The sequence below is a fragment of the Leptolyngbya sp. NK1-12 genome, from assembly GCF_032598965.1.
Lineage (GTDB): Bacteria > Cyanobacteriota > Cyanobacteriia > Elainellales > Elainellaceae > Elainella.
In genome coordinates this window covers 2,595,077-2,620,994 of sequence record NZ_CP053586.1, presented here as the reverse complement: position 1 = coordinate 2,620,994, position 25,918 = coordinate 2,595,077, and the positions used below count along the sequence as shown (strand labels likewise).

The window sequence follows — 25,918 nt, the reverse complement described above, 5'->3', positions numbered from 1 at the left end:
AATCAGATTGTATGGGGCTAAGCTTTGGGATTAGCTCTAGTTAGGGGCTAAGGGCTGGGGACTAGTTTTCAGCGCTACCACAGTGATACCACGAAGCGCGGCGGATTACATGACCTCAGTAACGAAAATTCTCTCGAAAAAGTTTTTGTTCTCCGGATCAGGGGGCTGTGTTATTGTGAGGGGCAATTTCGGGGCCGAACCTAAAGGGTTAGAGCCTCATTGCAGAATTGGTTACTTAGTCACTTAGAGTTGGTTGGATGGTGAACGCATGGTGAACTATTGGTATTTGGGAATTGGCATCAATCAGTATCGGTTTCTACCGCCCCTCAGCTACGCCCAACGAGACGCTGAGCTACTGCACGAGTTTTTGATTCAAGCGGGTGGATTTTCGCCGCGACACTGTCACTTACTCACCGATCACATTACGGTGGTGAGTTCAGATTCTCGCTTTCCAACGGCTGAGCATATCCAGACTCGGCTGGCCCAATTGCAGAACAACCTGAAACCCAAAGACGTGTTGCTCTGCTTCTTTAGCGGCTATGGCCTCCAGGTTCAGGGACAGGACTTTCTTTTGCCCATTGAAGCGGACCCGAAGCAGGTAGCCACCACCGGCATCGCTGTCGAAACTTGGTTCCAGGCACTCAAAGCCTTGCCCACCGATAACATTCTGCTGCTGATAGACGCCAACCGCAGTCAGTTGGGGCTAGAGCGCGGTGGGTTTGGTCACCAGACAGCTCAACTGGCTCAGACCTATGGCATTGCCACACTGTTGTCCTGTCAGTCCGACCAATTTTCCCATGAACCGCTGACCTTACGGCAGGGCATTTTCACCGCCGCCTTAATCTCGGCTTGGCAAAATGGCTGTGTCACCGTGGAGCCATTGGTGGAAGCGCTACAGCAGCAGATGCCCAGACTGAGCGAAGAATTGTGGCGACCCCGACAGGATGTGTTAGCCGTTGTGCCTGCCCACCTACGCTATCAGTTGATCGTGCCCGACCTAGCAACCCGCCACCCGCAGACAGCCCATCGATTTAGGGATGCCAACCTTGAGCCTGGGTTTGGAGCAGGAAGCCGACCCCTAGCCCCATTGGCAAAACCTCTATTGGCTTTGTCGCGTCGCGGCAATCAATTCATCCAAACAGTGAATGGCTGGCTCAGTCCCAACCAGCAGCCGAACACTGCCGGCCCTACAGCGAATCCGAGTTTAGTAGCCACCAATCCGGCCCTGGAACTAGCGGAACCCGATGCACTTGCCCTCAGCGATGAGTTTTTCTGGCGACGGCTGCTGATTCAGGGTGGCCTGATTGCCGGAATTCTGCTGTTTGGCGTGATTTTGCGCAACAGTAGCGCATTGATCAACGCCGGAAATCAACCTTCGAATCGGGCTGCGTCGGTGGGGCCGCAGCCCCCTAGCCCTGCTGCCAATCCGCCCGCCGCCAACCCCATGCCTACTAATGCGCCGATCGTTACGGTGGATCCAGTTCTGCTGCTGCAATCGGCTCAGGCAGCATTCGAGGCCAAGCAATATGAGGATGCCAATCGCCAGCTCGCCCAACTTCCAGCAGACCAGCGCACGCCCGAACATCATCAGCTGCTGGAGCAAACCAACCGAGAACTGCTGAACAAAGGCAAAACTATGCTGATTCGCACTCGCAACCCTGTCCAGGAAAATCAAGTGTCTGATCTCGTTGAGGCAATCAAAATGGCGCGTTTGATCAAGCCCGACCAGCCCCTATATCAGGAAGCACAGCAGGCGATTGACCGCTGGAGCCGGGTGATTTTAGACATGGCACAAGGCCGAGCAACCCGCTCTAACGAAGCTTCGGTGATTGATGCGGCCAATAACTACAGTATGGCGATTTCGGCAGCTCGCTTGGTGCCATCGGATCAGGCGAAAGTCTACGAACAGTCCCAGCAGGCGATTACGCTCTGGAGCCAAATGATTCTAGACCTAGCCAACACCAGAGCCGCCAATGGGGAATTAGATCTAGCGATTCAGATCGGGGAACTGGTTCCGCCCAATACACCCACCTATGCCCCTGCCCAAGAAGCGATCGCCAATTGGCGCAATCAGCCAGCTCCAGTCGTTGAAGCGCCTGAGTCAGACAATGCAGTTTCCGAAGAACCCATAGCATCCGAAGAACCCGTGGCAGAGGAGGGTGAATACTAACTCCCAGAGCCGACTCCCAGATTTACTGCTTGCGGAGCATCTTTTTCTGCAAGTTCAGGTGGTGCTGCTAGGTCAGATGGTGCTGCTGGTCCGGTAGCCATTGGGTAAACGTGCTCGATAATGTCTTGAATTGTGCTAGCTAGAGGAATCGCCAAAATCACGCCGATCACGCCTAGAATTTGCGCACCTAGCAACAGCGACAGGATAATCCAAACCGGGTTTAGTCCGACTAGCTTGCCCATAATCCGGGGACTAACAGCGTTATCGATGATTTGATCAATCACGAGACAGAGGAAAAATACCCCCAACCCCAGCCAGACATTATTCAAAGCCGTTAACAGACTAACCGACAAAACCCCGACAATATCGAAAAAGGGAACCAGACTCAGCAGCCCAATTGTGATGCCAAACAGAAGAAACAGCGGCAAGTGAATCAGGAAAAACGCCAGCGAGAGAGTAGTGCCTTGAATCAGCGCTACCGTTGCTTGTCCTACAAAGTAACTCTGAAAATTTTGCCGCAGCGATTGCTGGATCTGATTGCCCCAGGGCTGAGGAAACCATCTAAAGATGCTTTGCCAAAAGGCGCTACCATGCAGCAATAAATAGAGCGTCAGCGCCACCACCAAAACGGTTTCTACTAAGCCACCAGCTGCACCAATTACTACATTGGGAAGCTGCAGCGAAAATGATTCGATCCCTTCAGGAGCAGATTCCTCTAATCGCTGGATCACGCCACTCAGGTTGACTGGTAACCGCCGCACCACAGCCCAGCGTTGAAACGCTTGAAGTTGGCGGCTACCGGCATCGAGCCAGTCGGGTAAATGATTGATTAACTCTTCAAGCTGAAGCAGAATCAGTGGTACCAGCGTAATCGCTAAGGCGGCAATTAAAGTCAACGCCAGCAAAAAGATAATTAAAACTGCAGAGGGACGCTGAATACCGCGCTGCTGCAAAAACCGGACCGGAAAATCCAACAAAAAAGCTAAAACTGTCGCCAGGATCAGGGCTGAAATAATTGAATCGAAGTAGTTTAACCCTTGCAAAATCACCCAACCATCTAGCCCAATCAGGGGAATCGCCAGGGCTACTACCAGCCAACGCGGAAGGCGACTCAGCCAGCTAGAAGACTTTGGTTCAGTTGTCTCAGTCATAGGTAGTCTGCTTTGGTCATCTGGTCATTCGTCAAGGGTCATTCGTCACTGGAGGTCCAGAAATGACTAATGACAAAGCACAAAAAACTCCACTTCACTACAATGGAAAAAGTTAGAGGCTATTTTCAGCCTCACTTATTTACTGCTCAGTTAGCCGTTCAGTTAGCCGCTCAGCTAACAGTGAGATACCAATTGTTGAGGTCAATGGCTGAGCTTTGTCTTTTGCAACACTGGCAATTTTCATTATCTATTGTTACATTAAATAAATTTAATCCCTTTTATTCATTCTGCCATCCTTCTTACGGATGGTGCCCTGTCTCTAGTGCTTGTCCTGTCGTCACTTCAGGATGAGCTACCTGTTGTAACTCTTGTAACCCTGCAAAAGGAGAAGTCTCTCAATCAAATCAGAGCTGAGTTGAGGTTTGAGCTGATTCTTGGCCGATCGAGAGTAACTCCTGCTCTACTTGTACTGCCTGTACTTACAGCCCGTCTGAACCTTCCGTAGGGGGTTTGAAGTTCAAAAACTCTAATCAGTTTACTGGCTTGCAGCCAGAAAAATCGGATGAGAAATCGGATGGGCACTTACTTGTAACTGTTACCCATATCTGAAACAAAAGAGGTTCCCGTGGCATTATACGCTGAATTGCACCGCCACCTGGGGGGTTCTGTCGTACCCAGGGTTCTTTGGCGCTATTTTCAACGCAGTGAATCTGATCTAGTTCAACGCTTTGCCGACTACGAGGCATTTGAAGAATTCTATACCCGTCCGCGCAACACGCTGGATGAGTATCTGGAACTGCATACGCTCGTCGAAAAAGTGCAGACGACCGAAACGCTGCCCTATTTTATTTTCCGGCTGATGCGGGGCGCGTATGTATTCGAGAATTTGGCCTATTTGGAATTGCGCTATACGCCTTATCTGCGCACCCCAGAACATCTGAGCCAGTCCGAGCGGATTGAGCTGATGCAGAGCATTGTGGAAGTGGTGGGTAAGGCCAGTCAGGTGGGAGAATACCCAATTGTGACCAGCCAAATTCTCTGTATGCATACGCGCTTACCTTACGAGGTAAATCGGGCCATTGTCGATTTGGCGGCCCAAATGCCCCAGTATGTCTGCGGCATTGATCTGGCTGGAGGCGACAATCACTATGGTGTGCGGATGGATGAATACATCGAACTGTACAGCTATGCTCGCTCGCTCGGTATCAACACTACCGGCCATTTGTATGAAACACCGGATGGCTGCCATCCCGAACTGCTGCCCTATTTGATGCGCATCGGTCACGGCATTCAAATTCCGCTAAAGCACCCCGAACTGTTGGCGCAGGTGGCAAAGCAGGGCCAATGTTTGGAAGTTTGCCCGACGACCTATCTCAAAACCGGCACGCTGCAAAATTTGCATCAGCTTAAAGTGGTGTTCGATCGCTGTTTTGAAGCTGGAGTAGACATCGCCATCTGTACCGACAACGCCGGCTTGCACAATGTCCGCTTACCGTTTGAGTATGAGACGCTGCTAACTCACGATATTATTGGGTTCCGAGAGCTACAGGCTTGTCAGGAGGCTGCCTTCCGTCATGCCTTTGCCTGGAAGCACCAGCAGCGGCCAGAGTCGATTCTGAGCAACATTTTGCGAGCAGGGCAACCAGAACAGCCAGAGCGTTTGGAGCTGAATGTAGTTCGCTAATTGAGGGGACGGGGAGTAAAAGGGTGGATTATGCTCCGACTCTTTTTACTCTCTTCTTCCCGAATTGAGCGGCTAATTAGAGAATCTCGTGAATGCTTTCAACAACCTGCTCGATAAAGTTAACTGCATCGCTGACTAAAACTTCATCAATGTACCAACGACTGCCGATACTAAACGTAGGATCTATATCAGCTTCATGGGCAATTTTGTTTCTACGGTCAACTATGGCACTGAGTTGTTGCTTCACATCTTTCGCAGGTCTACCTAATTTCGTAGCGACTACATCCCACAGTTTTTTGTCTGAAATCAACCTAATGGCATCAGCTATTTTATCGGGTTGTTGAAAGCTTTGATACCCAAGGCGTTCTCGAATCTCATCTTCCAACCACAATGTATTGTTAAGTCTGCTCAAAACACCGCTTTCTATAACCGGGAGCAAAGCCGAGACCGTGTAAGATTGCTGCAAGAACGAGAAGCCTTGACTTTGTTGAATTTCATTTTCTAGCCAAGTAGCAATATTCATTGCTATCAATCTGTCTTGTCTTGCACCTCCCAATGAAACTTGAAAACGAGAGAATGCGGATTGAGAATTATTTGGCGGAGGATTAGGCTCAGAGCGTTGTCCTCTATAGATCTCTAGCATTCCTAGCGTTACGACTTCATGGATATAGTAATCCAACGCACTCACAGCCAAAACTAGAGCAGCTCGCAAAATGTCTGACAGATCTAAGGCAGAAGTAGACTGGGCTTTGACAGAGTTGTGAATAGAAACTAGATCTCGAACACGAGCAATGCTGATTCGGAATTGATCAAGCGCTGACAGCATAAGTGGCAGACGTTAACCCGATAATCTTATCTGCTAAGTTTGAAAAGGTTTGTTGAAACTCAGCTTGCTTTTTCTGGTTAGTTTGAAGTACTACTCCTGTTTGCCCTAATTGCTGAGCGGTAAGCGCATAAATGGGAGTTTGATGCTTTTGCGAGAGGGCAATCAGGCTATTGAAATTTGAAATTTTCGTTAGACAATAACTGCTACCAATACCGTGTTCAGCATAGATTTGCTCAGGTAGCATCATATTGTTTTGGGCTAGGACTGGAACAAGCTTATTAGAGACATCTTCCTGAATTTTCTGAATCCAGTTCTCAAAAGCAGCCGTCTCTTTACCGCGAATAATTCGATAATTTTGAACGATGATTCCCAAAAAACGGACAGTGATGTCAGGGAATGGATAGGCAGCGTCTTTCAGAATCTGAAGTGAACTAGCTGTCTTTGCCCACGCATGCCATTTAGGAAGAACTTTAGCCAAGGAATCAATTGCCATCACCGAAAAGAAATCAGCAGTGGTAGGAACGATAAAAAAATCACTAGTCATCAATATATTCTGGTTAATTGCTCCTAAACTAGGACTCATATCAATTAAAATGTAGTCCGCATCAAACTTTTTGGCAGTTTTATTTAATAAATCTGTAATAGAGCCTGGTAAGTTTTTGAGAGCCTGAATTGAACCACTTAGCTCTTGGGCAATGCCCAGAGTGACTTCATATTCTGCAAACCCAACATGACCAGGCAGTAAAAATAGTCTGTCTTGGCCTTCCAGAGGAATACAGTCCACTGCCTCAATAGCCCTCGGTTGGGATTCAAAAGCTGGGGCTAGACCTGATTTAATATTTGAATGAGTATTGTAGATCGCTGCTATTCTGGCTTCGTCATTCTCTGTTTCTTCTCCCAAAGCCATACCAGTTAGGTTACACTGGGGATCAGTATCCACTAGAATCACTCTTTTCCCTTTCGATGCAAGCATCCAACCAAGGTTAAATGTAGTAGTAGTTTTACTGACTCCACCTTTGTGATTGAAAAGGGCTATTTTTTGAACCATTGTATTGCTGTTTTTTAGTACCCAATTTTAGATCCTAGTATAACTTGAAGTCTCACACGCTCTATCAAAGAAATACCCCACTGTAGATCTAAAAGTTAACAATCCAACCATAGCCAATTGCAATTGTAAGCAGCGTCAAAGGTAAACCGAAGCGGAGATGATCAGCAAACGAAAGGCGGTATCCTAGTGCTGCTGCGGCTTCTGCCATGATCAGATTTGCCACCGCACCAAACAGAGTGAGATTGCCTGCCAAGGTTGAACTCATTGCCAGCAGCAACCAGGATTGGGTGTCATCGGGTTGGATCAACGGCTTTAGTAACAACACTGCCGGCACATTCGAGATCAGATTAGACAAAACGGTCGTCACCGTAACTAGACCAAAGGAAGAGTTAGTCCAACCGCTAAACCATTGCAATAGATTCAACTCCTGAGTGCAGCGAGTCAAGATAAATAAACCCGAAAACATCACTAACAAATCCCATTCAACTCGGCGCAAAATGCGCTGCGGTTTAATTCTGCGAGTTATCAGCAACAATGCTGCCGCCACAAATGCGGCTTCTGCCAACGGTACACCAATCACAAAAGCAATTAACAGCACAACAGTAATTAGAATCGATTTAATAAATAAAGGTTTATAGATTCGAGGACGAATTAGAGGACAGCTATCGCGGGGTTTAAGGGAACGAACCTCTGGATACAGCAACCACAACAATACAATCTGTATAACCAAACCAAGCAGAGCCACAGGAGCCAACGCTTGAGTAAAGCTGAGATAGGAGATATTCGAGAACGAACCAATCAAAATATTTTGAGGATTACCGTTAACAGTGGCTGTAGAACCTATGTTAGTCGCAGCGGCTAGGGCTAGCAAATAGGGAATCGGATTTACACCCAACGTTTGAGCTAACGTTAGAGTCAAGGGTGTGAATACAATTGCAATTGTGTCATTCAGAAAAAAGGTAGAAAGCAAACCACTGCCAAAGGTCAACACTACCAGAATGCCAAAGGGACTACGCGATAATCGTAGTAACAACACTAGTGCCAACTCAAAAAAGCCAGAATAGGCCAGGTTAGCATTTACCACCATCATGCTGAGCAAAAACACGATCGTCGTCGCGTCAATCGCTTGCCATGCTTCTTCTAGCGTCAGCAACCCCAACCCCACCAACAAAGCCGAACCTACCAGCGCAATCGTAGCCCGATTCATCCGCAGTCCCGGCAGGTAACCCAACGCCAGCCCAAGATAGCTGACTGCCAGCACCAAGTATTGCAGCAGAGACAACAAAAAAGTCATACAGTCGGGTAAATGACCCTAGCCTCCGAGAATGAGATACACCGCCAGCAACACCCCACCCCCAGCTAGCACTGTAGACCAAATCGGGTGATAGCTACGCAAGGTTCTGCCATATACTGCTCCACGGCCAGAACCATCGGCTTGCATCATTTCCACATCGATCCAGGGTGTGGCTCCCCGCCGAAACCAACCTTTGACCGTCACTGTTCGTTCAATCCAGGTTGGTGGACGCAGCGCCTTGGGCAAGAGATTGCCAATCCAGCCCAAGCTAGAGGTGTAGTGCAGACGAATCGTTCCCGTGGGCGTTTGCAGCATCAAATCTTGGTACAGCCAGTTAGGAAAACCGCGTCGTCCGAGCAACTGACCTGTCAACTGCACCGGCACACTATCTAGCGGCAAGGAGTTGGGTTCCGACAGAAGGCTGGCTAAAGATGGTTCCATTCGCAGGTTCGCTGGCTTGATATCTGGGAAAAAGGCGTTGATGCGCAGAAACAATCCAATACTGAAACCGAGTAGACCACAGGCGAGCAAAATCGACCCGTCATCGGCTAACCAGGTCAAGTCTACCCAGCGCCACTGCCGCGTCAGCCAACCTACAGCCCAAAGCAGCAGCCCCACTGTTAGACCGAACAAAATGCCAAACCACGGAGCGCCTTGCAGCAGCAATCGTTGCAAACTGAACCGAACATTAGACTGGGCGCTTCGGCTGCCTTGCCATCCCACAATCTCTGGCTGAATCCGCCAGCGGTTGGCATACTGCATCAGCAACTGGATCCGCTCGCCCAGGGTGGGATGGGAGTTATTCAAAATCAACCAGCGGCGATAGGGGTTGAACCGGTCCCAATTGAAATGATTAGCCTCGGGGGCCTGATCGGTGTTGTACAGGCTGCCAGGAGCCAAGGCGGTGCGATAGCCCACTGGCATCAACAGGTCGAAGCTTTCTAACAGAGCGCTGGTCTGCCGTTGCTGCTGGATGTCGTCCGCAATCCCAATCGCCGATTTGAGCAAGGCACGAGTCAGGCCATTGGGGTTCCCCGTTAGGTCAGTGGCGAGTCGATCGCTGTAGTAGAGCCGCACCCGCGACAGCCACAGCCCAGTTCCACGCAACAGCCGAAATAGGCCATAGCCGAGTGCCGAAAGGATCACGGCCACCGTCTTTAAAACCCGATCCCGCTGGCGATCCCCCCAAGCGGCAACTCGCCAATACACCTGATAAGGGGCCTGAGCCACCAGCACCAGCACCGACAACACGCCGAAATCCCAGTAGCACAGGTGAGCCAGCTCTGCGGCCAATAGGGTCGCCACTTCATCCTCTGGCAGATTCAGCAATCCCTGACTGACAACAATGCTTGCATTGCGGGGCAGGTAGCCATAGGTGAATAGAAGCGGGACCGTAACTGGCAGCAGAGCCAAGTTAGGAACAGGCCGCCGATATTGGTTACCCCAGCGTTTGATCAACCGGCTGGCTTCAGGGCTATGACGTTCCAGGTCGGTCAGGCTGAAGGATTGCAACCCGTGATGGTGGCGCAACAGGCGCTCGTACAACCAGGGAGAACTTACAATCACAAGCCCCAACCCAATCAGGACCAGCAGGGTCAGGTCAGTGGGCAAGGTCAAACGCGGTAAGCCGGTGAACCAGTTTAAGCGGATCCAAGCCCCATTCCAAAGGCTAACCACCCATTCCAACAGCGTTCTAACCAGCCAAAACAGCAGCACCAGCGAACCAGCCTCCAGTGCCCACAGACCGGAAGCATCGACTTTACCCAAGGAATTCCATTTCTGAGCGCGACCGGCATTGGTCCAGGGCGAGGAAGATGAGCGGGGCGTGAGTGGGGCTGGGGATGGGGGGGATGCGGCTCGTGAGCCTCGCCGAACGAGGGGAGATGGCGGCTCGTGAGCCTCGCCGAACGAGGGAGATGGGGGAGCCGGAGCAGAGGAGTCAGGAGCCAGGGGCGTGAAGCCGGTGGGGTCAGAGATTGGGGCTTCAGAAGATGGAGGAGATGGAAGTGGGGATGAGTGGATGGATGAATCTGGCTTTAAGTCGGTTCTTGAAGCTGGTCTAGAACGGTTGGTTAATTCGCTGCGGGTTTGGTTGGCCCATGCCTGGACTTGCGGATGCGGATGCTGACAGAGCGGTTGACAGAGAGCAATGGCAGCATCGATGCGATGGCACTGGACATAGGCTTTGATTAGCCCCATTTGAGCCTTGAGGCGGGTAGTGGCATCGAGGCTGGTTTGGCAGGATTCTAAACAGGCAATGGCTATAGCATAGTCCTGTTGTTTCAAAGCAGCTAGGCCGGTGGATAGAGCCGTTTGAAGCTGTGGCTCAGATGGATGCTGGGAGGGATTGGGGTCGGCAAACTCACCGGAAGAATCAGGAAAATGGGTCATATCGCCTGCCATCAGTCGTTATGGGCTAAATTTTGGCTTGATTATTGGCTATGAGCATACCTCACCTCTCTAGCGAACTATCCCCCCCTCCCCCTCAACCCACAGAGGCTATATAGAAAAGCAGTTTTGCGATCTATAGTCCAGGGGGATTGCCTAATTGCCAAACTCCTTGGCTCAATGGGAACACGGGAATGTTGTGAGTAAACTCGTACTAACCCAGCTATGTACCTATCAATCTGGCCCGGCAAACCCTATCCCCTAGGAGCCGCCTGGGATGGCAAGGGTACAAATTTCGCCTTGTTCTCAGAACATGCTACTGCCGTAGAACTTTGCTTGTTCGATCAAGCAGGGCAGGAAACGCGGCTCCCTTTAACCGAGGTGAGTAACTTTGTCTGGCACGGCTATGTGCCCTCGATTGGCCCAGGGCAACGCTACGGATTTCGAGTGCACGGCCCGTTTGAGCCGCATGCTGGCCATCGGTTTAATCCCCACAAGCTGCTGCTCGACCCCTATGCCAAAGCGGTAGAAGGCGATATCAAATTTGGGGCAGAAATCTTTGGCTACTGGTGGGACCACCCCGATCAGGATCTGTCGTTCTCGGATCAGGATGATGCCGAACTGGTGCCCAAAGCGATTGTGATTGATGATTGGTTTGACTGGGAAGACGACACCCTGCTGCAAACCCCGCGCCACGAAACGATTATTTACGAAACGCATGTGAAGGGTTTTACCCAACTTCATCCCGATATTCCACCCCATCTGCGCGGCACCTACGCCGGACTGGCCCATCCAGCCGCGATTGCTCACCTCCAGTCCTTGGGCGTCACAGCGGTGGAACTCATGCCCGTGCACCATTTTCTCGCCTACCCAGGCCATTTGGTTGATCGGGGACTGCGCAACTACTGGGGCTACGATTCGCTTTGCTATCTAGCGCCCTATTCCGGCTACAGCGCCAGCGGCACCCTAGGCGAGCAGGTGATTGAATTCAAGCAAATGGTGAAAGATCTGCACAAAGCCGGGATTGAGGTGATTCTAGACGTGGTTTACAACCATACGGGCGAGGGCAATCACCTAGGGCCGACCCTATCGCTGCGCGGCATCGACAACGCCGCCTATTATCGCCTGGTCGAAGACCAACCGCGCTACTACATGGACTTCACCGGCTGCGGCAACTCGCTGAATGTGCGCCATCCGCAAGTGCTGAAGTTAATCATGGACAGCCTGCGCTACTGGGTGCTCGAAATGCATGTAGACGGCTTCCGGTTTGATCTGGCCTCGGCGCTGGCTCGCGAGCTGTATGCGGTAGATCGCTTGGCGGCCTTTTTTGACATCATTCATCAAGATCCGGTGCTGGCTGATGTGAAACTGATTGCCGAACCCTGGGATGTGGGCGAAGGCGGCTATCAGGTGGGCGAATTTCCGCTGCTGTGGTCCGAGTGGAACGGCAAATACCGCGATACGGTACGCGACTTCTGGCGAGGAGAAGATCGCAGTTTGGCTGATTTTGCCTATCGGTTTACCGGTAGTTCCGATCTCTACCAAAGCAATGGCCGCAATCCCAGCGCCAGCATTAATTTCATTACTGCCCATGACGGATTTACATTAGCCGATCTGGTTAGCTACAACGAAAAACACAATGAAGCGAACGGCGAAGACAATCAAGATGGAGAAAGCCATAACCGCTCCTGGAATTGTGGCGTAGAAGGTGAAACAGACGATCCAGAGATTTTGCAGCTACGCCAGCGGCAACAGCGCAATTTTCTGGTTACGTTGATGCTGTCTCAGGGTGTGCCAATGCTGCTCAGCGGCGATGAAGTGGGGCGTTCCCAACAGGGCAACAACAATGCCTACTGCCAAGACAACGAAATCTCCTGGCTCAACTGGCAGCTTCAGGCCGAAAATACCGCCTTGCTCGATTTCACGCGCCAGTTGATTGACTTTCGGCGCAAGCATCCGGTATTCCGTCGGCGCAAGTGGTTTCAGGGCCGAGCGATCCACGGTTCGGGTGTCAATGACATTGTTTGGTTTAACCCAGATGGTGGGGAAATGACCGACCGCCAATGGGACATTGACTTTGCTAAAGCGGTTGGCATTTTTTTGAATGGTAAGGAAATTGCCACTCCTGGCGCACGCGGCGAGCGGATTGTGGACGATAGCTTTTTGCTGTTCTTCAATGCCCATTACGAAGCCATCGATTTCTTCATTCCCAAAGGGCTACAAGCTTGGGATTGGATAGTGGTAATCGACACCTGCGAATCCTACTTCATTGGACAAGGCGAGCACTACACTCAAGACAAACCAATTACAGTCGAGGCTCGCTCTGTGGTCGTTTTGCAGCAGCTCGAATAGGCAACAATTCTGCCTACGCCAGTTCAGCTAGCCGAGCGGTAGGATAAAACTAGATCGACGCATGGAACTGATGCTTTGGAATCATGCCAAACCCGCTTCCGGCAATGAATCCTTATCTGGAACAACCAGATTATTGGTCTGATTTTCATAATCAACTTGTGACCGGATTAGCGAGAGCACTGGTTCCCCAACTCGTGCCGAAATATCGTGTTGTCACTGATAAATGGATTGATAAAATTACTGATTCCGCCCCCATTGCAATCGGTAAGCCTGATGTCAGCGTTCAGCAGAGTCGCAGCTCAATTTCTATGGCTCCAACTGCCGTAGCTTCTGTTTCGTCCACTGTACAGCCGATAAAAGTGCGGGTGCCGTTATTGCAGGAGGTTGAGCAGGCTTACATCGAGGTGAAAGATGCAGCAACGCAGGCTGTAATTACGGTCATTGAAGTGCTGTCTCCGGCAAATAAACGCGGGGATGGCCGCAGAAAATATGAGGCTAAGCGGCAGCAAATCCTGGACAGTTCCACCCATTTAGTCGAGATTGATCTATTGCGTCAAGGCGAAGCGTTACCGCTAGACAATCCTTACCCAAGCCACTACCGGATTCTGGTTAGTCGAGCCGAAGCACGCCCCATCGCCGATCTCTACCCGTTTAATCTTTCATTGATTATCGCAGCGATCCGCCTCTACCTTGGACTAGAGCAGATGTAGAAACCGTTTTGCGGTGATTTATTTATGAGAATTTATTGAAATACAGTTGAACTGTTTTAGTTCAGTTCTAATTGTAAAGATGATTGCAAACTAGGCAACGGTAATTCAGTTCGCGCAGCAATCTTCTGTGCTAGATTCTTAAAATCTATGTACACATCTCGTACCGCGTACATATGAGAGCCAATTGCTCCATCAGCGGGTTTAAGGTGAAAAATTGGCTTGTGAGACTCCTGAGCCATTAGCATCAAGCTTTGATAGTGCTTAAGTAACGCTAAACGATTTGGATCAATTGATAGACCTAATACGGTTTCATCTGGCTTTTGAAGAACTTCAGTATTATAAATATGAGGTATTCGTTCAATCCATTTTTGAAATGCTTTTACAGGGCGATCAAATCGAACACCATGTTGAAGAATAACATAACCAATAGGCTGCATTTTCCCCCTTGGTAAGGCAAGGTTTAAAGCTGGATTTTTGGGGATGCGCTCTTGCCACTCTTCCCTCCAACGCCTTATGGTTGGACCAAGATTCTTTAAGCCTTGTAACGAGAAGAGATCTGGCGAAAGGGGTACTACAATGTAGTCTGAAGCAATAAGCGCCGCTCGATTAATTGCTCCTAAGTTAGGGCCTAAGTCAACTAGAACAACATCAGCATTACTATTTGCTGCAGCTTGACTTAAAACTCGCCAAAAAGCTGAAATTACCCTAAATGCTCGTTCTTTGCGATCAAGACAATCAGGCCATTGGGAAGACAATTCATCCTCAAATCCAGAGAGTTGCAAATCTCCAATTAAAAGGCTTAATCCATCTTCTATTTTTTCTAGGTTCGGCGTTGCAATATCACCTATACCGCTTAATAAGGGTTTAACACAGCGAAAGACAGTATTGTAGCTATCGATGTTGCTATCTACCCAAATTTCTTCCAATCGATCTTCATCTAAGAAAGCCGCTGTCAAATTAGCTTGAGGATCTAAATCCGCGGCAACAACTTGTAATCCCAAATCAAAGTACATCCAAGCCAAATGATAAACAAGTGAGGTTTTTCCAACTCCTCCCTTGTTATTGAAAAAGGCAATGATTGGTGGAGTCATAGTTTCTTCCTAAGAATCACTGAGATGTAAGAATCTTCAACAATGAATTCTGCTGGTGGATTTCCATTTTTCCTGAGCTCTTTTTGGGCAATTGGAATGCCAATACCAAAGCGCTGGACATAACCTAAGTTCTTCATGGCTTCCGCCAAATGAGGATTTCGGTAATCGGTAACACCTTGACCAAAATTTTGGCGATTTACTTGTCCAAATAAGCCACCTGGACTCTGAATCTCAATTCGATTATCAAACCAATAGACTCGGACTGGAGCATTAGTTTCTTCATAGGAACGGTGCATGACAGCATTCCGCACAAATTGTTGTAACGCGACAATAGGGTAATCAGGCTGCTTGATCTCAATGGGCTGGGCTGTAATATCAGAGGCTGTTGAGATATTTGCTTGCAAAACTTCGTCTATATAACGTATTTTTTTCCCGTCTGAAATTGACGATTTACGCTCAACTCTATCAGATTCAAGATCACCTAGAAGTGCTGCCAACTCTTGATCGTCCATGTATCAATCCCTAAGGTTTCCCTTAACTGATCATAATCATAAGGATGGAATTGCGATAAACGATTCAACAAACTGCTCCTGGAAGCAGGAAAAATAACAATTTACAGTACTTATTTCAGAAGGTGCTGGCTGAATTCAAGTCCGTCGCATCACTGACTAACTTCGACGATCTACTAAAACCCAGCGAATACGGCTGAAACAGCTATTTTGAGCCGGTATAGTTCTGTAGAGAGATGTAATAACACCCGCAATAGTGTAATAAAAGTTAAATTAATTCTAATAGCAGCTTATTGTAGGTAAACCTATGCAAATCGGTTCTCGCTACCTCGGCAATCGTCAGTGCGCGTTTACAGTTTGGGCACCCCAGCTCAAGCAGGTTGCAGTTCATCTTGTGGCTCCCGAAGACAAGCTGATTCCGCTCCAGCAGGACGAGCAGGGCTATTGGCACGGACAGGCAGAAGCTGAACCCGGTGCGCTGTATTTCTATCAGCTCGATGGCGAAACCGATCGCCCCGATCCCGCCTCCCACTGCCAACCGCAGGGGGTCCATGGCCCTTCGCAGATTGTAGACCACAGCAGCTTCACCTGGATGGACCAGCAATGGAAAAATATTCCATTAGAGAAAATGGTGATATACGAGCTGCATGTCGGTACATTCACGCCAGAAGGAACGTTTGAGGCGATTATTCCCCGAATTCCAGAGTTATTAGAATTAGGCGTCAACGCAATTGAGCTAATGCCGATTGCCCAGTTTCCGGGCGAGCGCAACTGGGGCTACGACGGTACCTACCTGTATGGCGTGCAGTATTCCTACGGCGGCGTCAATGGTTTGAAACAGCTCGTCAATGCCTGTCACCAGCAGGGAATGGCTGTTTTTCTCGATGCGGTTTACAACCATTTTGGCCCAGAAGGCAACTACATCGGCTGCTACGGCCCCTACTTCACGAACAAATACAAAACGCCTTGGGGCTGCGCGATCAATTTTGATGATTCCTACAGTCATGCCGTGCGGAATTTCTTTATTCAAAATGCACTCTATTGGTTCCGTGAATATCACATTGACGCCCTTCGCCTAGACGCCACCGATCACATTTTGGATCATGGTGCCAAACACTTTTTGCAGGAGTTGGCGGAAGCGACCGAGGAGTTTTCGCAGCAGCAGGGACGCAAATTCTACCTGACTGCCGAGTGCGATCTGAATGATGTACGCTGGGTGCGTTCACGAGAAAAGGGTGGCTTTGGTCTCGATGCTCAATGGAACGATGAATTTCACCATGCCCTGCATGCTTTGTTAACCGGAGAGCGTAACGGATATTACCTAGACTTTGGCGATTTAGATCACATGGCTAAAGCCTACACGCATAACTTTGTATACACGTGGAATTTCTCTAAAAATCGCCAGAAATATCACGGCTCTGATCCCTGCGACTGTTCACCCAATCAGTTTGTCGTGTTTAGCCAGAATCATGACCAAGTTGGTAATCGCATGCTGGGTGATCGGTTGTGTCACCTGGTCTCCTTTGAGGCCCAGAAGCTAGCTGCAGCAGTTTACCTAATCTCTCCGTCAATTCCGCTAATTTTTATGGGAGAGGAATACGGTGAAACTGCTCCATTTCAATATTTTGTCAGCCACGGCGATCCCGATTTAGTAGCAGCCGTGCGCAAAGGTCGAAAAGAAGAGTTTGCGGCATTCCATGCCGAAGGAGAAGCGCCCGATCCTCAATCAGAAGAAACGTTTCAGCGCTCTAAACTGCACTGGGACCTGCGGCATGAAGGTCAGCATCAAAAGCTGTGGCTGTTTTATCAAACGCTGCTGCGGTTGCGGCGGGAAGTACCAGCCCTGAATCATGCCGATCGGCAAAGCTTGGATGTATCCGTGCTGGCCGATGAGAAAGTGCTGAAGCTGCGGCGCTGCCATCACGACAGCCAGGTTTTGTGCTTGCTGAACTTTAATACCCAACCCAGTTCGATTAAGATGGCCCTACCGCCTGGAACCTGGAAAAAACTGCTGAGTTCTGCTGATCCACAATGGGGTGGTGCAGGGGCTGATTTGCCTGATCTGATTCCCACTGAACGCGATCAAACGATTGCCGAACAGCAGCTCATCCTTGGTCCAGAAAGCGTTGTCATCTATGGTAGTGTGTAGCACCTGGTAAGCTGGGAGGCTGCTTTGGAGATGGTAATTAAACTCACCTTTGCCACTGAAGCCTCCCCCACGACAACGGGTTGATTTCCCGCTATGCTTCCTTATACGCTAGCTCCTAATCTGTTGTCGCTGAGAGATTTCACTTTTATCAATAGTGGACATCAATATTGATCAATATCAACAGCGGTTAATAGCATCGCACACTGGTGGCGATCAAATGGCTTGCGCTGCCGCTCAGTGTAAGCTTTGTAAGCCGAAAGAAATTCATCCCTGAAAAGTTAAGTCACTTATCCCCTAATTGTTGAACCCTAGCTGTTGCAGCCCCAAAACCCATGATGCAAATTCCCCTAGCTACCTACCGAATCCAATTTCACGCCGGATTCAATTTTCAAGCCGCTCAAGCCATCGTGCCCTATCTAGCCGAACTGGGAATTTCAGACCTGTATGCGTCCCCCATTTTCACGGCCAGAACAGGCAGTACCCACGGCTATGATTCGGTCAATCCGAGTGAAATTAATCCAGAGTTGGGAGGAGCAGCAGGATTTGAGGCACTGTCAATAGATTTGAAGCACCATCGCATTGGCTGGCTCCAGGATATTGTCCCTAACCACATGGCATTCGATAGTCAGAATTACATGCTAGTGGATGTTCTGGAAAACGGCCCAGATTCCCATTATCGTGATTTTTTTGACATCGATTGGAATCATTACTACGGTGGCATTAAAGGACGAGTACTAGCCCCATTCCTAGGTAAGTTCTACGGAGATTGCTTAGAAAGCGGGGAGTTGCAGCTCAAATATACTCAGAGTGGGCTATCGATCAACTACTACAATCTGTGCTTTCCGCTCCGCATCGAGTCCTACAGCCATGTTTTGATGTATGACCTGGCGCGTTTGCGGGAGAAGTTAGGCAGAAATCATCCCAATTTTGTTAAGCTGCTCGGTGCTTTATATATGCTGAAGTATATCCCTTCTGGAGAAGAAGGCAGAGAGCGCTATGATCAAATTTTATTTATCAAGCGAATGCTATGGGAACTGTGGAATGACAGCCCTGAAGTTAAACAGTTTATTGAAGAAAACATTCAAGTATTCAACGGTGAACCAGGCAACTCAGAGAGCTTTAACCTGTTAGATAGTCTGCTCTCCGAACAGTTTTTTCGCCTCTCCTACTGGAAAGTGGGAAATGAAGAACTCAACTATCGCCGCTTTTTTACCGTCAATGAACTGATCTCACTGCGAGTAGAAGATGAAAAAGTATTTGATGCGACCCATCGCTTCATTTTAGAGCAGGTGAGCCAAGGCAAATTTACGGGCCTGCGGGTTGATCACATTGATGGCTTATATAATCCAGTGCAATACATTAGCCGTATCCGGGAACATTCGCCGGATGTTTACCTGGTCGTAGAAAAAATTCTTGAACCTCACGAAGAGCTGCCCCTTAACTGGTCGATTCAAGGCACGACTGGCTATGATTTTATGAGCAAAGTGAACGGCCTATTCTGTCAGCAAGCCAATCAGCTTGACTTCAGCGCTGTTTACTATCAGTTCATCGGCAACTCTACCCCCTGCGAAGCTCTAATCGATGAGAACAAACGGTTGATTATTGGTAAACACATGGCGGGTGATATTGACAACCTAGCCCACTTACTAAAACAAATCTCTGACCGTTACCGCTACGCTAGTGACTTTACCATGTATGGCTTGAAGCGAGCGCTGGTAGAAATCTTGACGCTGTTTCCGGTGTACCGCACTTACATCAGCCGGGAAGGTGCCCGCAAAGCCGATCAGGAGCTAATTCGACAGGTGATTGAAGAAGCAAAAGAAAATATTCCCAACTTCATTAACGAGCTATGTTTTATCGAGAAGTTTCTGTCGCTAGAATTTGACGACCGCCTCACAGAGGAGGACAAGGATCAGTGGCTGCATTTCATTATGCGCTTGCAGCAGTTTACCGGCCCCCTGATGGCCAAAGGCGTAGAAGATACAGTCATGTATGTCTACAACCGTTTGCTGTCACTCAACGAGGTGGGTTCCAATCCAGGTGAATTTGGCATTTCGGCTGAGGATTTTCATACGTTTAACCAAAATCGCTGCACCCAATGGCCCCACGCCATGAACGCCACCGCTACCCACGACACCAAACGTGGCGAAGATGTGCGTGCTCGCTTAAATGTTTTATCGGAATTGTCCGAAGAATGGGACAATCATCTACGCAACTGGCATGCCGTGAATAAACCGCTGAAGGAGAATGTAGATGGTTTGGACGTGCCCGATCGCAATGCCGAATATCTACTGTACCAAACCCTCTTAGGGGCATTCCCATTTGATGAAGTAGACTATCCCCAGTTTGTTGAACGAGTTAAGGAATACATCATCAAAGCCAGTCGGGAGGCCAAAGTATACACATCCTGGCAGCGTTCAGATATCGAATATGAACAAGCCTTTATTCGCTTTATAGAACGCGCTCTCAAAGACTCACCAGACAACCTGTTTCTGCAGGAATTCCGGCCCTTCCAGCGCAAGCTCCAGCATTACGGCATCATCAACTCTTTAGCGCAAACATTGCTAAAAATCACCTCCCCCGGCGTACCCGACTTTTACCAAGGTGCAGAACTGTGGGATCTCAGCTTGGTAGATCCAGACAACCGCCGTCCGGTGGATTACGAAAAGCGGATGGCCTATTTGGACGAGATCAAAACCCGCAGCCAAAAAGACTTGCCGCACCTGTTGCAAGAACTGCTGAAGTCACCAGAGGATGGCCGCATCAAGCTGTTCTTGATCTATCAAGCTCTGAGAGCACGCCGCGCCTACCCCGATCTGTTCCAGCGAGGCAGCTATCAAAAACTGGCGGTCGTGGGCAGCCTCAAGCCGCATATCGTTGCCTTCACGCGCGATCTGGGCGACGTCCAGGCGATTGTGATTGTGCCGCGCTTTTTGACGAGTTTAATCAAAGAAGGCGAATACCCCCTAGGCGAACAGGTCTGGCACGAAACGCGCATCCTACAAGCCCCCGGTTCCTCTGCCCTCTGGCAAGACATGATCTCGGGTCAACAGCTGGAAGGCGGCGAAACGCTTTGGATCAAAGACATCTTGAATCAATTCCCGGTAGCTTTACTAATCGGCACGATTGAACACAGCGGATCGATCCGCAAGGAGCAGGCCCAGTAGTACGCTAGACCACTGAGAAGCTTTTAGCTGTCAGCACCAAACCATCGCTGAGGTCAGCAAACAATCCACCAGAGCCGAACCCTGATTTCGCGCCGTTTGCATTATAGTAGAGGCGGCCTGTTTTGGGGATATAGGTGATTAGCGCTCGGTTCTTTTGGGCGGCTCGCTTCGTATCTACGACCGCAAACTGGAGACGCTTACCCAGCGCTGCAAAGGTGTCTCGGTAGAGTTCGATCTTGTCTTGACCGGGCGTGAAGTCGGTGATTTTGTCTACACCAAAGGAGCGATTAAAGGGTATCGTTTGATAATTCAATCCATCGCTCATAAACGCGAACGTATCTTTGCCTTTGCCACCAGTCAGAGTATCGTTACCGAAGCCACCGTTCAATCTATCATTTCCATCTAGCCCCACAATCACATCATTGCCCGCAATCCCGTCAATCGTCTCCTTGCCCTTGCTACCGCTGATCTGGTCAGCCTGAACGGTGCCTCGGATCGAGCCATAGCTGCCGTTCAGTGTTTGGCTAATCGCCCCAAGCTGTAGCGTTTTCTTAGCCAAATCAAGCTTGAGGCCGCCGCTAGTTTCGCTAGAGGCATCAATTACATCTGCCGTAATCACCAACGCATCGGAACTCGTCGTTGCGTTCAGCGCCACCGAAAGCAAGGTGCCAGAAACATAGCCCACTGTTACCAGATCCAGTTTGCCGTCTTTGTTAAAATCACCAGTGGCAATATCAAGCGGGGTTGCACCGGAAGTCACTGGTGCTGGATAGCTGTAGTTACCTGCGCCGTTGCCTAACAGCACTGAAACTCCACCGGGTCCGTAGCCGCCTGAAACCCCAGTGGCAAAATCGAGACGACCATCGCCATTGAAATCGCCAGCTACCAGCGGAGCGCTTGTAGAGGAATAGACAGGAGCGCCAAATTTTCCGGTGCCATCGCCGAGAAGAAACCCACCCGCGCTTGCCAAATCCAATCGTCCATCACCATTGAGATCAGCAACCAGCAAATCGGCGCCACCAAGATTGGCGGGAAAGGTTCCTGCTGAAGTGAATTCATTTGTTCCATCGGCCAAAAGCACCGTGATGTTAGCACTAGAGCTATAGGAATAGAGGTTAAATGTGCTGATGGCTAAGTCTGATCGACCATCACCATTGAAGTCAGCAGCGACAATGCCTGCGGTGTTTTGTCCTACTGATAGAACTCGTTCATTGCCAAAATTACCCTTACCGTCACCAGACAGAATCGAAACCTGTTGCCTCAGGGCCGGATTACCCCCCAGGATGTAAGCGCCACTGTGAACAGATGCCAAATCTACATTGCCGTCGCTGTTGAAATCTGCAATCGCAATTGATCCGGCAGATTCCACTCCATCAATTAGAAAATTGGTCGCTGGCCCAACCCCCCCTACCCCGTCTCCTTGCAGAACTGAAATGACGCTGCGCTGTTTGGAGATAGAAAAAGATCCTTGCGGTTCAGTAACGTTGAGGGTACCTGCGGTGATGATGTCCACCTTGCCATCTCGATTCACATCTGCGGTAGCGATGGTTTGAATTGTGACCGGATTAATCAGGGTTGGAGAATAGGGATTAGTCGGAGGATTGAAAGGCGGTACGACAGCGCCAGGTGGTAGAGATTGAATAAACTTCTGATATTGCTGAAACTGTTCCTCTATAGCTTGCTGGAACTGTTGATAAAGCAGATTGGGTGAACTGCGTTCAATCGCATAATTTTGGGCTGCGGTAAATTGTCCTGCGCCATTCCCCAACAGCACCGAAACACCTGTTTTGCCACTGGTATTGACTTGGATATTGGTGTCAGCAAAGTTTGTCACCAAGTCTAGATTGCCATCTCTATTTAGATCAGCAGTGATGACAACAGTTGGGTTAATTCCAGTTGGAATATTAGTGGGAGGGCTGAATTCAACAGACATATAATCCTTGATAGCATTAATAGTGAAGCAGTATAGGAAGGTAGTTCTTGAGCATGTTATCTAATTGCTCGGTTATACTTCGTGAGAGTTGACAACACTAGCTTCCAAGCAATAGATTCAGTAACACTCAAGATGAACCGGATCGTAGGTTATAAATAGTTACAATAGATATTTCAGAATCATCAACCAGCCGTTGATACTAGTGATGATTGGGAGCCGTACTCGTCGCAAATCTGATTGACTTAACTGAAGAGCAAGTAGTCTCTGTCAGCACACCGACAATAATCTTCCAACTGCCGTTCACCTTACGCATCGTATAAGTTAGATTGCAACACTCAAGAAATGTTTCTTCAGTATCGGTTTTGCATTGCTTGAGTCGAATCACCTTTCCAGTCACAAAACTACAAATTTTCGATAAACTCTTCTGCTGTGACTTGAGCTTGCTTGAGGATGCCGCTTAATGTGCCAACCTTCAACTCTTGATGCACGGGAACGACGCACCCAACCTCGCCATCTGGCGTTCTCTTCTTCATCACAACATGGCTACCAGTTTGACGAACCTGCTCGAATCCCAGACGTTCTAATACCCGAATTGCTTCTCTGCTAGAAATCCGGGGCAATTTAGGCATATTCAACCTCAATGCTGGTCACAAATCTGGGAGAGGTTTCTGGTAGAGGAAATTCCTCTAGGTACAGTCGAGTTGCCTCTTTCAAGCCTGCAAGTGCTTGCTCAATCGTTTCTCCTTGATCAACTGTGCCAACCTCTGGACATTCAGCGATGTAAAGGTCATCTTCTTTGTAAAGAATGACTGTAAAGCTACGGCTTTTCATCGTGATTGAACCTTATGGATGCGTCTAGTTTATCGAGCAGTTGCAATCCCAACTGGCGATTGCCTTGTGCGGACATCAGTCGAAAGCGATTGTAGGTATCGAACTCAGCTAATGCAATCGTCGAAAGTTCTTCGATCAGTTTATTCACACTTATCCCTCTGACTTCGGCTAGTTGTTTGAGCCGATTGTGCTTGTCGTCAGGGAGTCGAATCGTTAAGGTTGCCATTGTTTAACTCCTGATTAATTGCTCTGGTTGCAGGATTGATAAATTTGGGAAAATTAGCTCCGCATCTTGAAAATCTCGGATGTTGTTTGTCACGATCGCTCTGGCATTTCCGGCAATTGCTAGCTCGATCAGATGATTGTCCTGTTCATCTCTCAGGTTTGGTCTCCACAGATAATAAATTTGCACCCATTCACAGACACTCATAAAAGCCGCTAGTAAGTCTGAAATTTCTAGGGACGTTAATGGACATTGACTGATAATTTCCTCACGACTGACGACAGCTTCGTATTCGCAGAATAGGGTATTGCCCATCAGAGGTTGGCACTCTTCCAAGAGACAGCAGCGAACTGATTCGCGGCTTGGGCCTTGAGGGCCAATCAGAGCGCTGATCAATACACTGGTATCGACAACAATTCTGGATCTCATGTGATTGTGATAGCATATGTGCTGTCATCTGGCAAGAGATCCAGCTTGTAGGGATATGAGGGGGCAATCGCTTCTGATCAACTTTATACGCGACCACCCCTCCTCAACCAGAATCAGAGCGATCGCCCTCAACCGACGACTCTAAACTTGCGCCGTTTCCGCAGCCTCCTGTCCCTGATTCTCTCTCCGCTTCCGCAGTGCAGCCATGCCTAGACCGACTAAACCAGGGAGCAGGGCAGGCGTGGGAACTGCTACTGAATGGTTATCAATCGTGAAGTATGCATAGAATTCTTCAGTGGTTGCATGTCCTTCATAAGCTGTAGTTTCCCAAGATAAACTACCTCGATAAGTACGGAATCCTCGAAGATCAAACCAGTCTCCAACCCTATAGGGAATGGTTAAAGCATTACTGAAGAGAGTTCTTTGATCATCTCCAGTAATAAATACGTCATTACTACTCATGAGTTCTTGGATCTTACTGATTGCCTCCTGAGCGCTAGTTTGATTATTCCAAAAAGTAGGCAAAGGGTTGGGAGAACCTTTACTACTGTACAGTTCATTAAAGGTTGCAAGGCGAAAATCAACATCATAGGTTACTCCCGCAATTTCCAAATTTTCAATTCCCACAACAGCAGCAGTAGGTCCATAGGGGCGAACCAAAACTGCCGCTTGAGCCGGAATCGTGCCCATTGCACCCGCGATCAGCGCTGCGCCTAAAGTGGCAATCGAAAGTTGATTCAGAGTGAACATGAACTGAATAGCTCCTAAAATTGGTGAATGTGTAAGTTGGTTAGAAGCATTCCCTGTTAATCTGGTAGTTTTGTTTACACCCTGCGTTGCGTTGAGGTGAACGTTAAATCTACGGATTGAGTAACCGTGGCGTAAACGTATCAGGCGTAGGTTCTGCAACCGCAATCTCCATCTCCCGGTGCCGCTGCTCAGAAGTTGCTTGATAAATCGCTTTCCGAGCGCGGTTGATGCTCCCCAAAGGCTGGTGTTCTGGCAGCGAATGCCAGGGCGTAAACGACAGCGCTTCTCCAAACGCATTCTGTTCTGGCGTATCGAAAATCTGACGGGGAATCCGAATCGTGGCAACTTTTTGCAGTGGCGCATCTGATTCATGCCATTCTACAGTTGGATCTTCGATCGGCGTTTTGGCTGCGTCGTTCTGTTGCTGAATCAAGAAATCAAAGGTAGCATCCTGCGCCATCAGAGAATTCGCCATCGCTGCCCGCAAATAATCGGGCGTATTGCCCATTTCATCACCAATTTGACTTGTTGGTCTGACTGCAAACTTAATCGCGGTTTCACCAAATTGATAGGGCGTGGTACTCCAATATTGAGCTGCCAACGGATTCTGAGTCTGCTTGGTCTGCAACGACTGCGTGATCTTTGCTTCCTGCTGATGGGTTTTGAAAAACTCAGACTGTTTACCAGTCGCCAAAGCCGTGAAGAACTCAGCGAAATCTGAGGCATTGCGAATGAAAAACACTGGATGATTGACCATCACAAAATCTTGAGTCTGAGCCGTTTTCTCGCTCTCCAAAACCTTATCACCAGCCACATCCATCAGCTTGATTGCCATGCCCTGTAAGCCCGGTTTAGTATCGTCCGTATCTCTAGCATTCGAGAAGCGAATCCAGGCTGGATAGGTTTTGCCAGGTTCTTGGAAGACTCCGACCCTCAGATTTTGGGATAAGTCTGGCGCAACTGTAAACTCTGCCCAGACAGTACCATGACCTTTAGGATGTTGTCCCCGCAGTTTGGGTGGCTGCGACTGTTTGCTGATTTCGACAATTTTACTGATAGCGGCGGATTGGTCTGGCTCAGCTACAGAACTTGCTTGGGCAAAGGCTGGTTGCGCGAACAATAGAACAGCAACCAGACATATAATCAGTAGAGTTGACCATCGCAAACCTTGTGAAAACCAGCGCATTGTGTTGCCTCTCAATAGTGGAAATAG

The 25,918-nt window shown here is 49.0% G+C and carries 20 protein-coding genes; 6 read left to right on the top strand and 14 right to left on the bottom strand.

Features of this window, described 5'->3' with window-relative positions:
* Positions 1-268: 268 nt before the first annotated feature.
* Positions 269-2,170 (top strand): caspase family protein, encoded by a 1,902-nt coding sequence (locus HJG54_RS11000; RefSeq protein ID WP_316434952.1) that lies wholly within the window; start codon positions 269-271, stop codon positions 2,168-2,170.
* On the opposite strand, the gene HJG54_RS10995 is transcribed toward HJG54_RS11000, so the two are convergent.
* Positions 2,167-3,321 carry an AI-2E family transporter gene (locus HJG54_RS10995; protein WP_316434950.1) on the bottom strand — a complete coding sequence of 385 codons (1,155 nt, stop codon included), beginning with the start codon at positions 3,319-3,321 and terminating at the stop codon, positions 2,167-2,169. The genes HJG54_RS11000 and HJG54_RS10995 overlap by 4 nt on opposite strands.
* Positions 3,322-3,946: 625 nt before the next feature.
* On the opposite strand from HJG54_RS10995, the gene HJG54_RS10990 reads away from it, so the two are divergent.
* The gene (locus HJG54_RS10990) at positions 3,947-5,005 is read left to right on the top strand and encodes an adenosine deaminase (protein ID WP_316434948.1); all 1,059 of its coding nucleotides are present in this window, start codon (positions 3,947-3,949) and stop codon (positions 5,003-5,005) included.
* A 76-nt stretch (positions 5,006-5,081) separates the two neighbouring features.
* Here HJG54_RS10990 and HJG54_RS10985 read toward each other — a convergent pair whose 3' ends face one another.
* The 4 genes from HJG54_RS10985 to HJG54_RS10970 all read right to left on the bottom strand — a co-directional run bounded on the left by HJG54_RS10985 (position 5,082) and on the right by HJG54_RS10970 (position 10,564).
* On the bottom strand, positions 5,082-5,831 hold the full coding sequence (locus HJG54_RS10985) for a HEPN domain-containing protein (protein ID WP_316434947.1): 750 nt from the start codon (positions 5,829-5,831) through the stop codon (positions 5,082-5,084).
* The gene (locus HJG54_RS10980; RefSeq protein WP_316434946.1) at positions 5,815-6,879 is read right to left on the bottom strand and encodes a ParA family protein; all 1,065 of its coding nucleotides are present in this window, start codon (positions 6,877-6,879) and stop codon (positions 5,815-5,817) included. Before HJG54_RS10980 ends, HJG54_RS10985 begins: the two co-directional genes overlap by 17 nt.
* Positions 6,880-6,967: 88 nt before the next feature.
* Positions 6,968-8,173, bottom strand: a complete 1,206-nt coding sequence (locus tag HJG54_RS10975) for an anion transporter (protein ID WP_316434944.1) — start codon at positions 8,171-8,173, stop codon at positions 6,968-6,970.
* Positions 8,174-8,191: 18 nt separating this feature from the next.
* The gene (locus HJG54_RS10970; protein WP_316434943.1) at positions 8,192-10,564 is read right to left on the bottom strand and encodes a M48 family metalloprotease; all 2,373 of its coding nucleotides are present in this window, start codon (positions 10,562-10,564) and stop codon (positions 8,192-8,194) included.
* Positions 10,565-10,786: 222 nt separating this feature from the next.
* On the opposite strand from HJG54_RS10970, the gene glgX reads away from it, so the two are divergent.
* Both glgX and HJG54_RS10960 read left to right on the top strand, forming a co-directional pair.
* The gene (glgX, locus tag HJG54_RS10965; RefSeq protein ID WP_316434942.1) at positions 10,787-12,913 is read left to right on the top strand and encodes a glycogen debranching protein GlgX; all 2,127 of its coding nucleotides are present in this window, start codon (positions 10,787-10,789) and stop codon (positions 12,911-12,913) included.
* 83 nt (positions 12,914-12,996) lie between these two features.
* A complete protein-coding gene (locus HJG54_RS10960; RefSeq protein WP_316434941.1) occupies positions 12,997-13,623 on the top strand; it encodes a DUF4058 family protein in 627 nt (208 codons plus the stop codon).
* Between the two features lie 56 nt (positions 13,624-13,679).
* Here the strand turns inward: HJG54_RS10960 and HJG54_RS10955 are convergent, their stop codons facing one another.
* Both HJG54_RS10955 and HJG54_RS10950 read right to left on the bottom strand, forming a co-directional pair.
* Complete coding sequence (locus HJG54_RS10955) at positions 13,680-14,714, bottom strand: ParA family protein (RefSeq protein WP_316434940.1); 1,035 nt, start codon at positions 14,712-14,714, stop codon at positions 13,680-13,682.
* A complete protein-coding gene (locus HJG54_RS10950; RefSeq protein WP_316434939.1) occupies positions 14,711-15,226 on the bottom strand; it encodes an ATP-binding protein in 516 nt (171 codons plus the stop codon). Before HJG54_RS10950 ends, HJG54_RS10955 begins: the two co-directional genes overlap by 4 nt.
* A gap of 304 nt (positions 15,227-15,530) precedes the next feature.
* On the opposite strand from HJG54_RS10950, the gene treZ reads away from it, so the two are divergent.
* Positions 15,531-17,372 (top strand): malto-oligosyltrehalose trehalohydrolase, encoded by a 1,842-nt coding sequence (gene treZ / locus HJG54_RS10945; RefSeq protein ID WP_316434938.1) that lies wholly within the window; start codon positions 15,531-15,533, stop codon positions 17,370-17,372.
* Positions 17,373-17,704: 332 nt separating this feature from the next.
* Complete coding sequence (gene treY / locus HJG54_RS10940; RefSeq protein ID WP_316434936.1) at positions 17,705-20,539, top strand: malto-oligosyltrehalose synthase; 2,835 nt, start codon at positions 17,705-17,707, stop codon at positions 20,537-20,539.
* A gap of 4 nt (positions 20,540-20,543) precedes the next feature.
* Here treY and HJG54_RS10935 read toward each other — a convergent pair whose 3' ends face one another.
* The 7 genes from HJG54_RS10935 to HJG54_RS10905 form a co-directional block, all read right to left on the bottom strand.
* Positions 20,544-22,472, bottom strand: a complete 1,929-nt coding sequence (locus HJG54_RS10935) for an FG-GAP-like repeat-containing protein (RefSeq protein WP_316434935.1) — start codon at positions 22,470-22,472, stop codon at positions 20,544-20,546.
* A 401-nt stretch (positions 22,473-22,873) separates the two neighbouring features.
* On the bottom strand, positions 22,874-23,101 hold the full coding sequence (locus HJG54_RS10930; RefSeq protein ID WP_316434934.1) for a type II toxin-antitoxin system HicA family toxin: 228 nt from the start codon (positions 23,099-23,101) through the stop codon (positions 22,874-22,876).
* The gene (locus HJG54_RS10925; protein WP_316434933.1) at positions 23,094-23,303 is read right to left on the bottom strand and encodes a type II toxin-antitoxin system HicB family antitoxin; all 210 of its coding nucleotides are present in this window, start codon (positions 23,301-23,303) and stop codon (positions 23,094-23,096) included. The genes HJG54_RS10930 and HJG54_RS10925 overlap by 8 nt, the downstream gene beginning before the upstream one ends.
* Complete coding sequence (locus HJG54_RS10920) at positions 23,290-23,529, bottom strand: toxin-antitoxin system HicB family antitoxin (RefSeq protein WP_316434931.1); 240 nt, start codon at positions 23,527-23,529, stop codon at positions 23,290-23,292. The genes HJG54_RS10925 and HJG54_RS10920 overlap by 14 nt, the downstream gene beginning before the upstream one ends.
* A 3-nt stretch (positions 23,530-23,532) precedes the next feature.
* The gene (locus HJG54_RS10915) at positions 23,533-23,955 is read right to left on the bottom strand and encodes a putative toxin-antitoxin system toxin component, PIN family (RefSeq protein ID WP_316434930.1); all 423 of its coding nucleotides are present in this window, start codon (positions 23,953-23,955) and stop codon (positions 23,533-23,535) included.
* A 141-nt stretch (positions 23,956-24,096) separates the two neighbouring features.
* Positions 24,097-24,864 carry a PTPA-CTERM sorting domain-containing protein gene (locus tag HJG54_RS10910; RefSeq protein WP_316434929.1) on the bottom strand — a complete coding sequence of 256 codons (768 nt, stop codon included), beginning with the start codon at positions 24,862-24,864 and terminating at the stop codon, positions 24,097-24,099.
* Entirely contained in the window at positions 24,815-25,891 is a 1,077-nt protein-coding gene (locus tag HJG54_RS10905) for a catalase family protein (RefSeq protein ID WP_316434928.1), read from the bottom strand. Before HJG54_RS10905 ends, HJG54_RS10910 begins: the two co-directional genes overlap by 50 nt.
* Between the last annotated feature and the right edge of the window lie 27 nt (positions 25,892-25,918).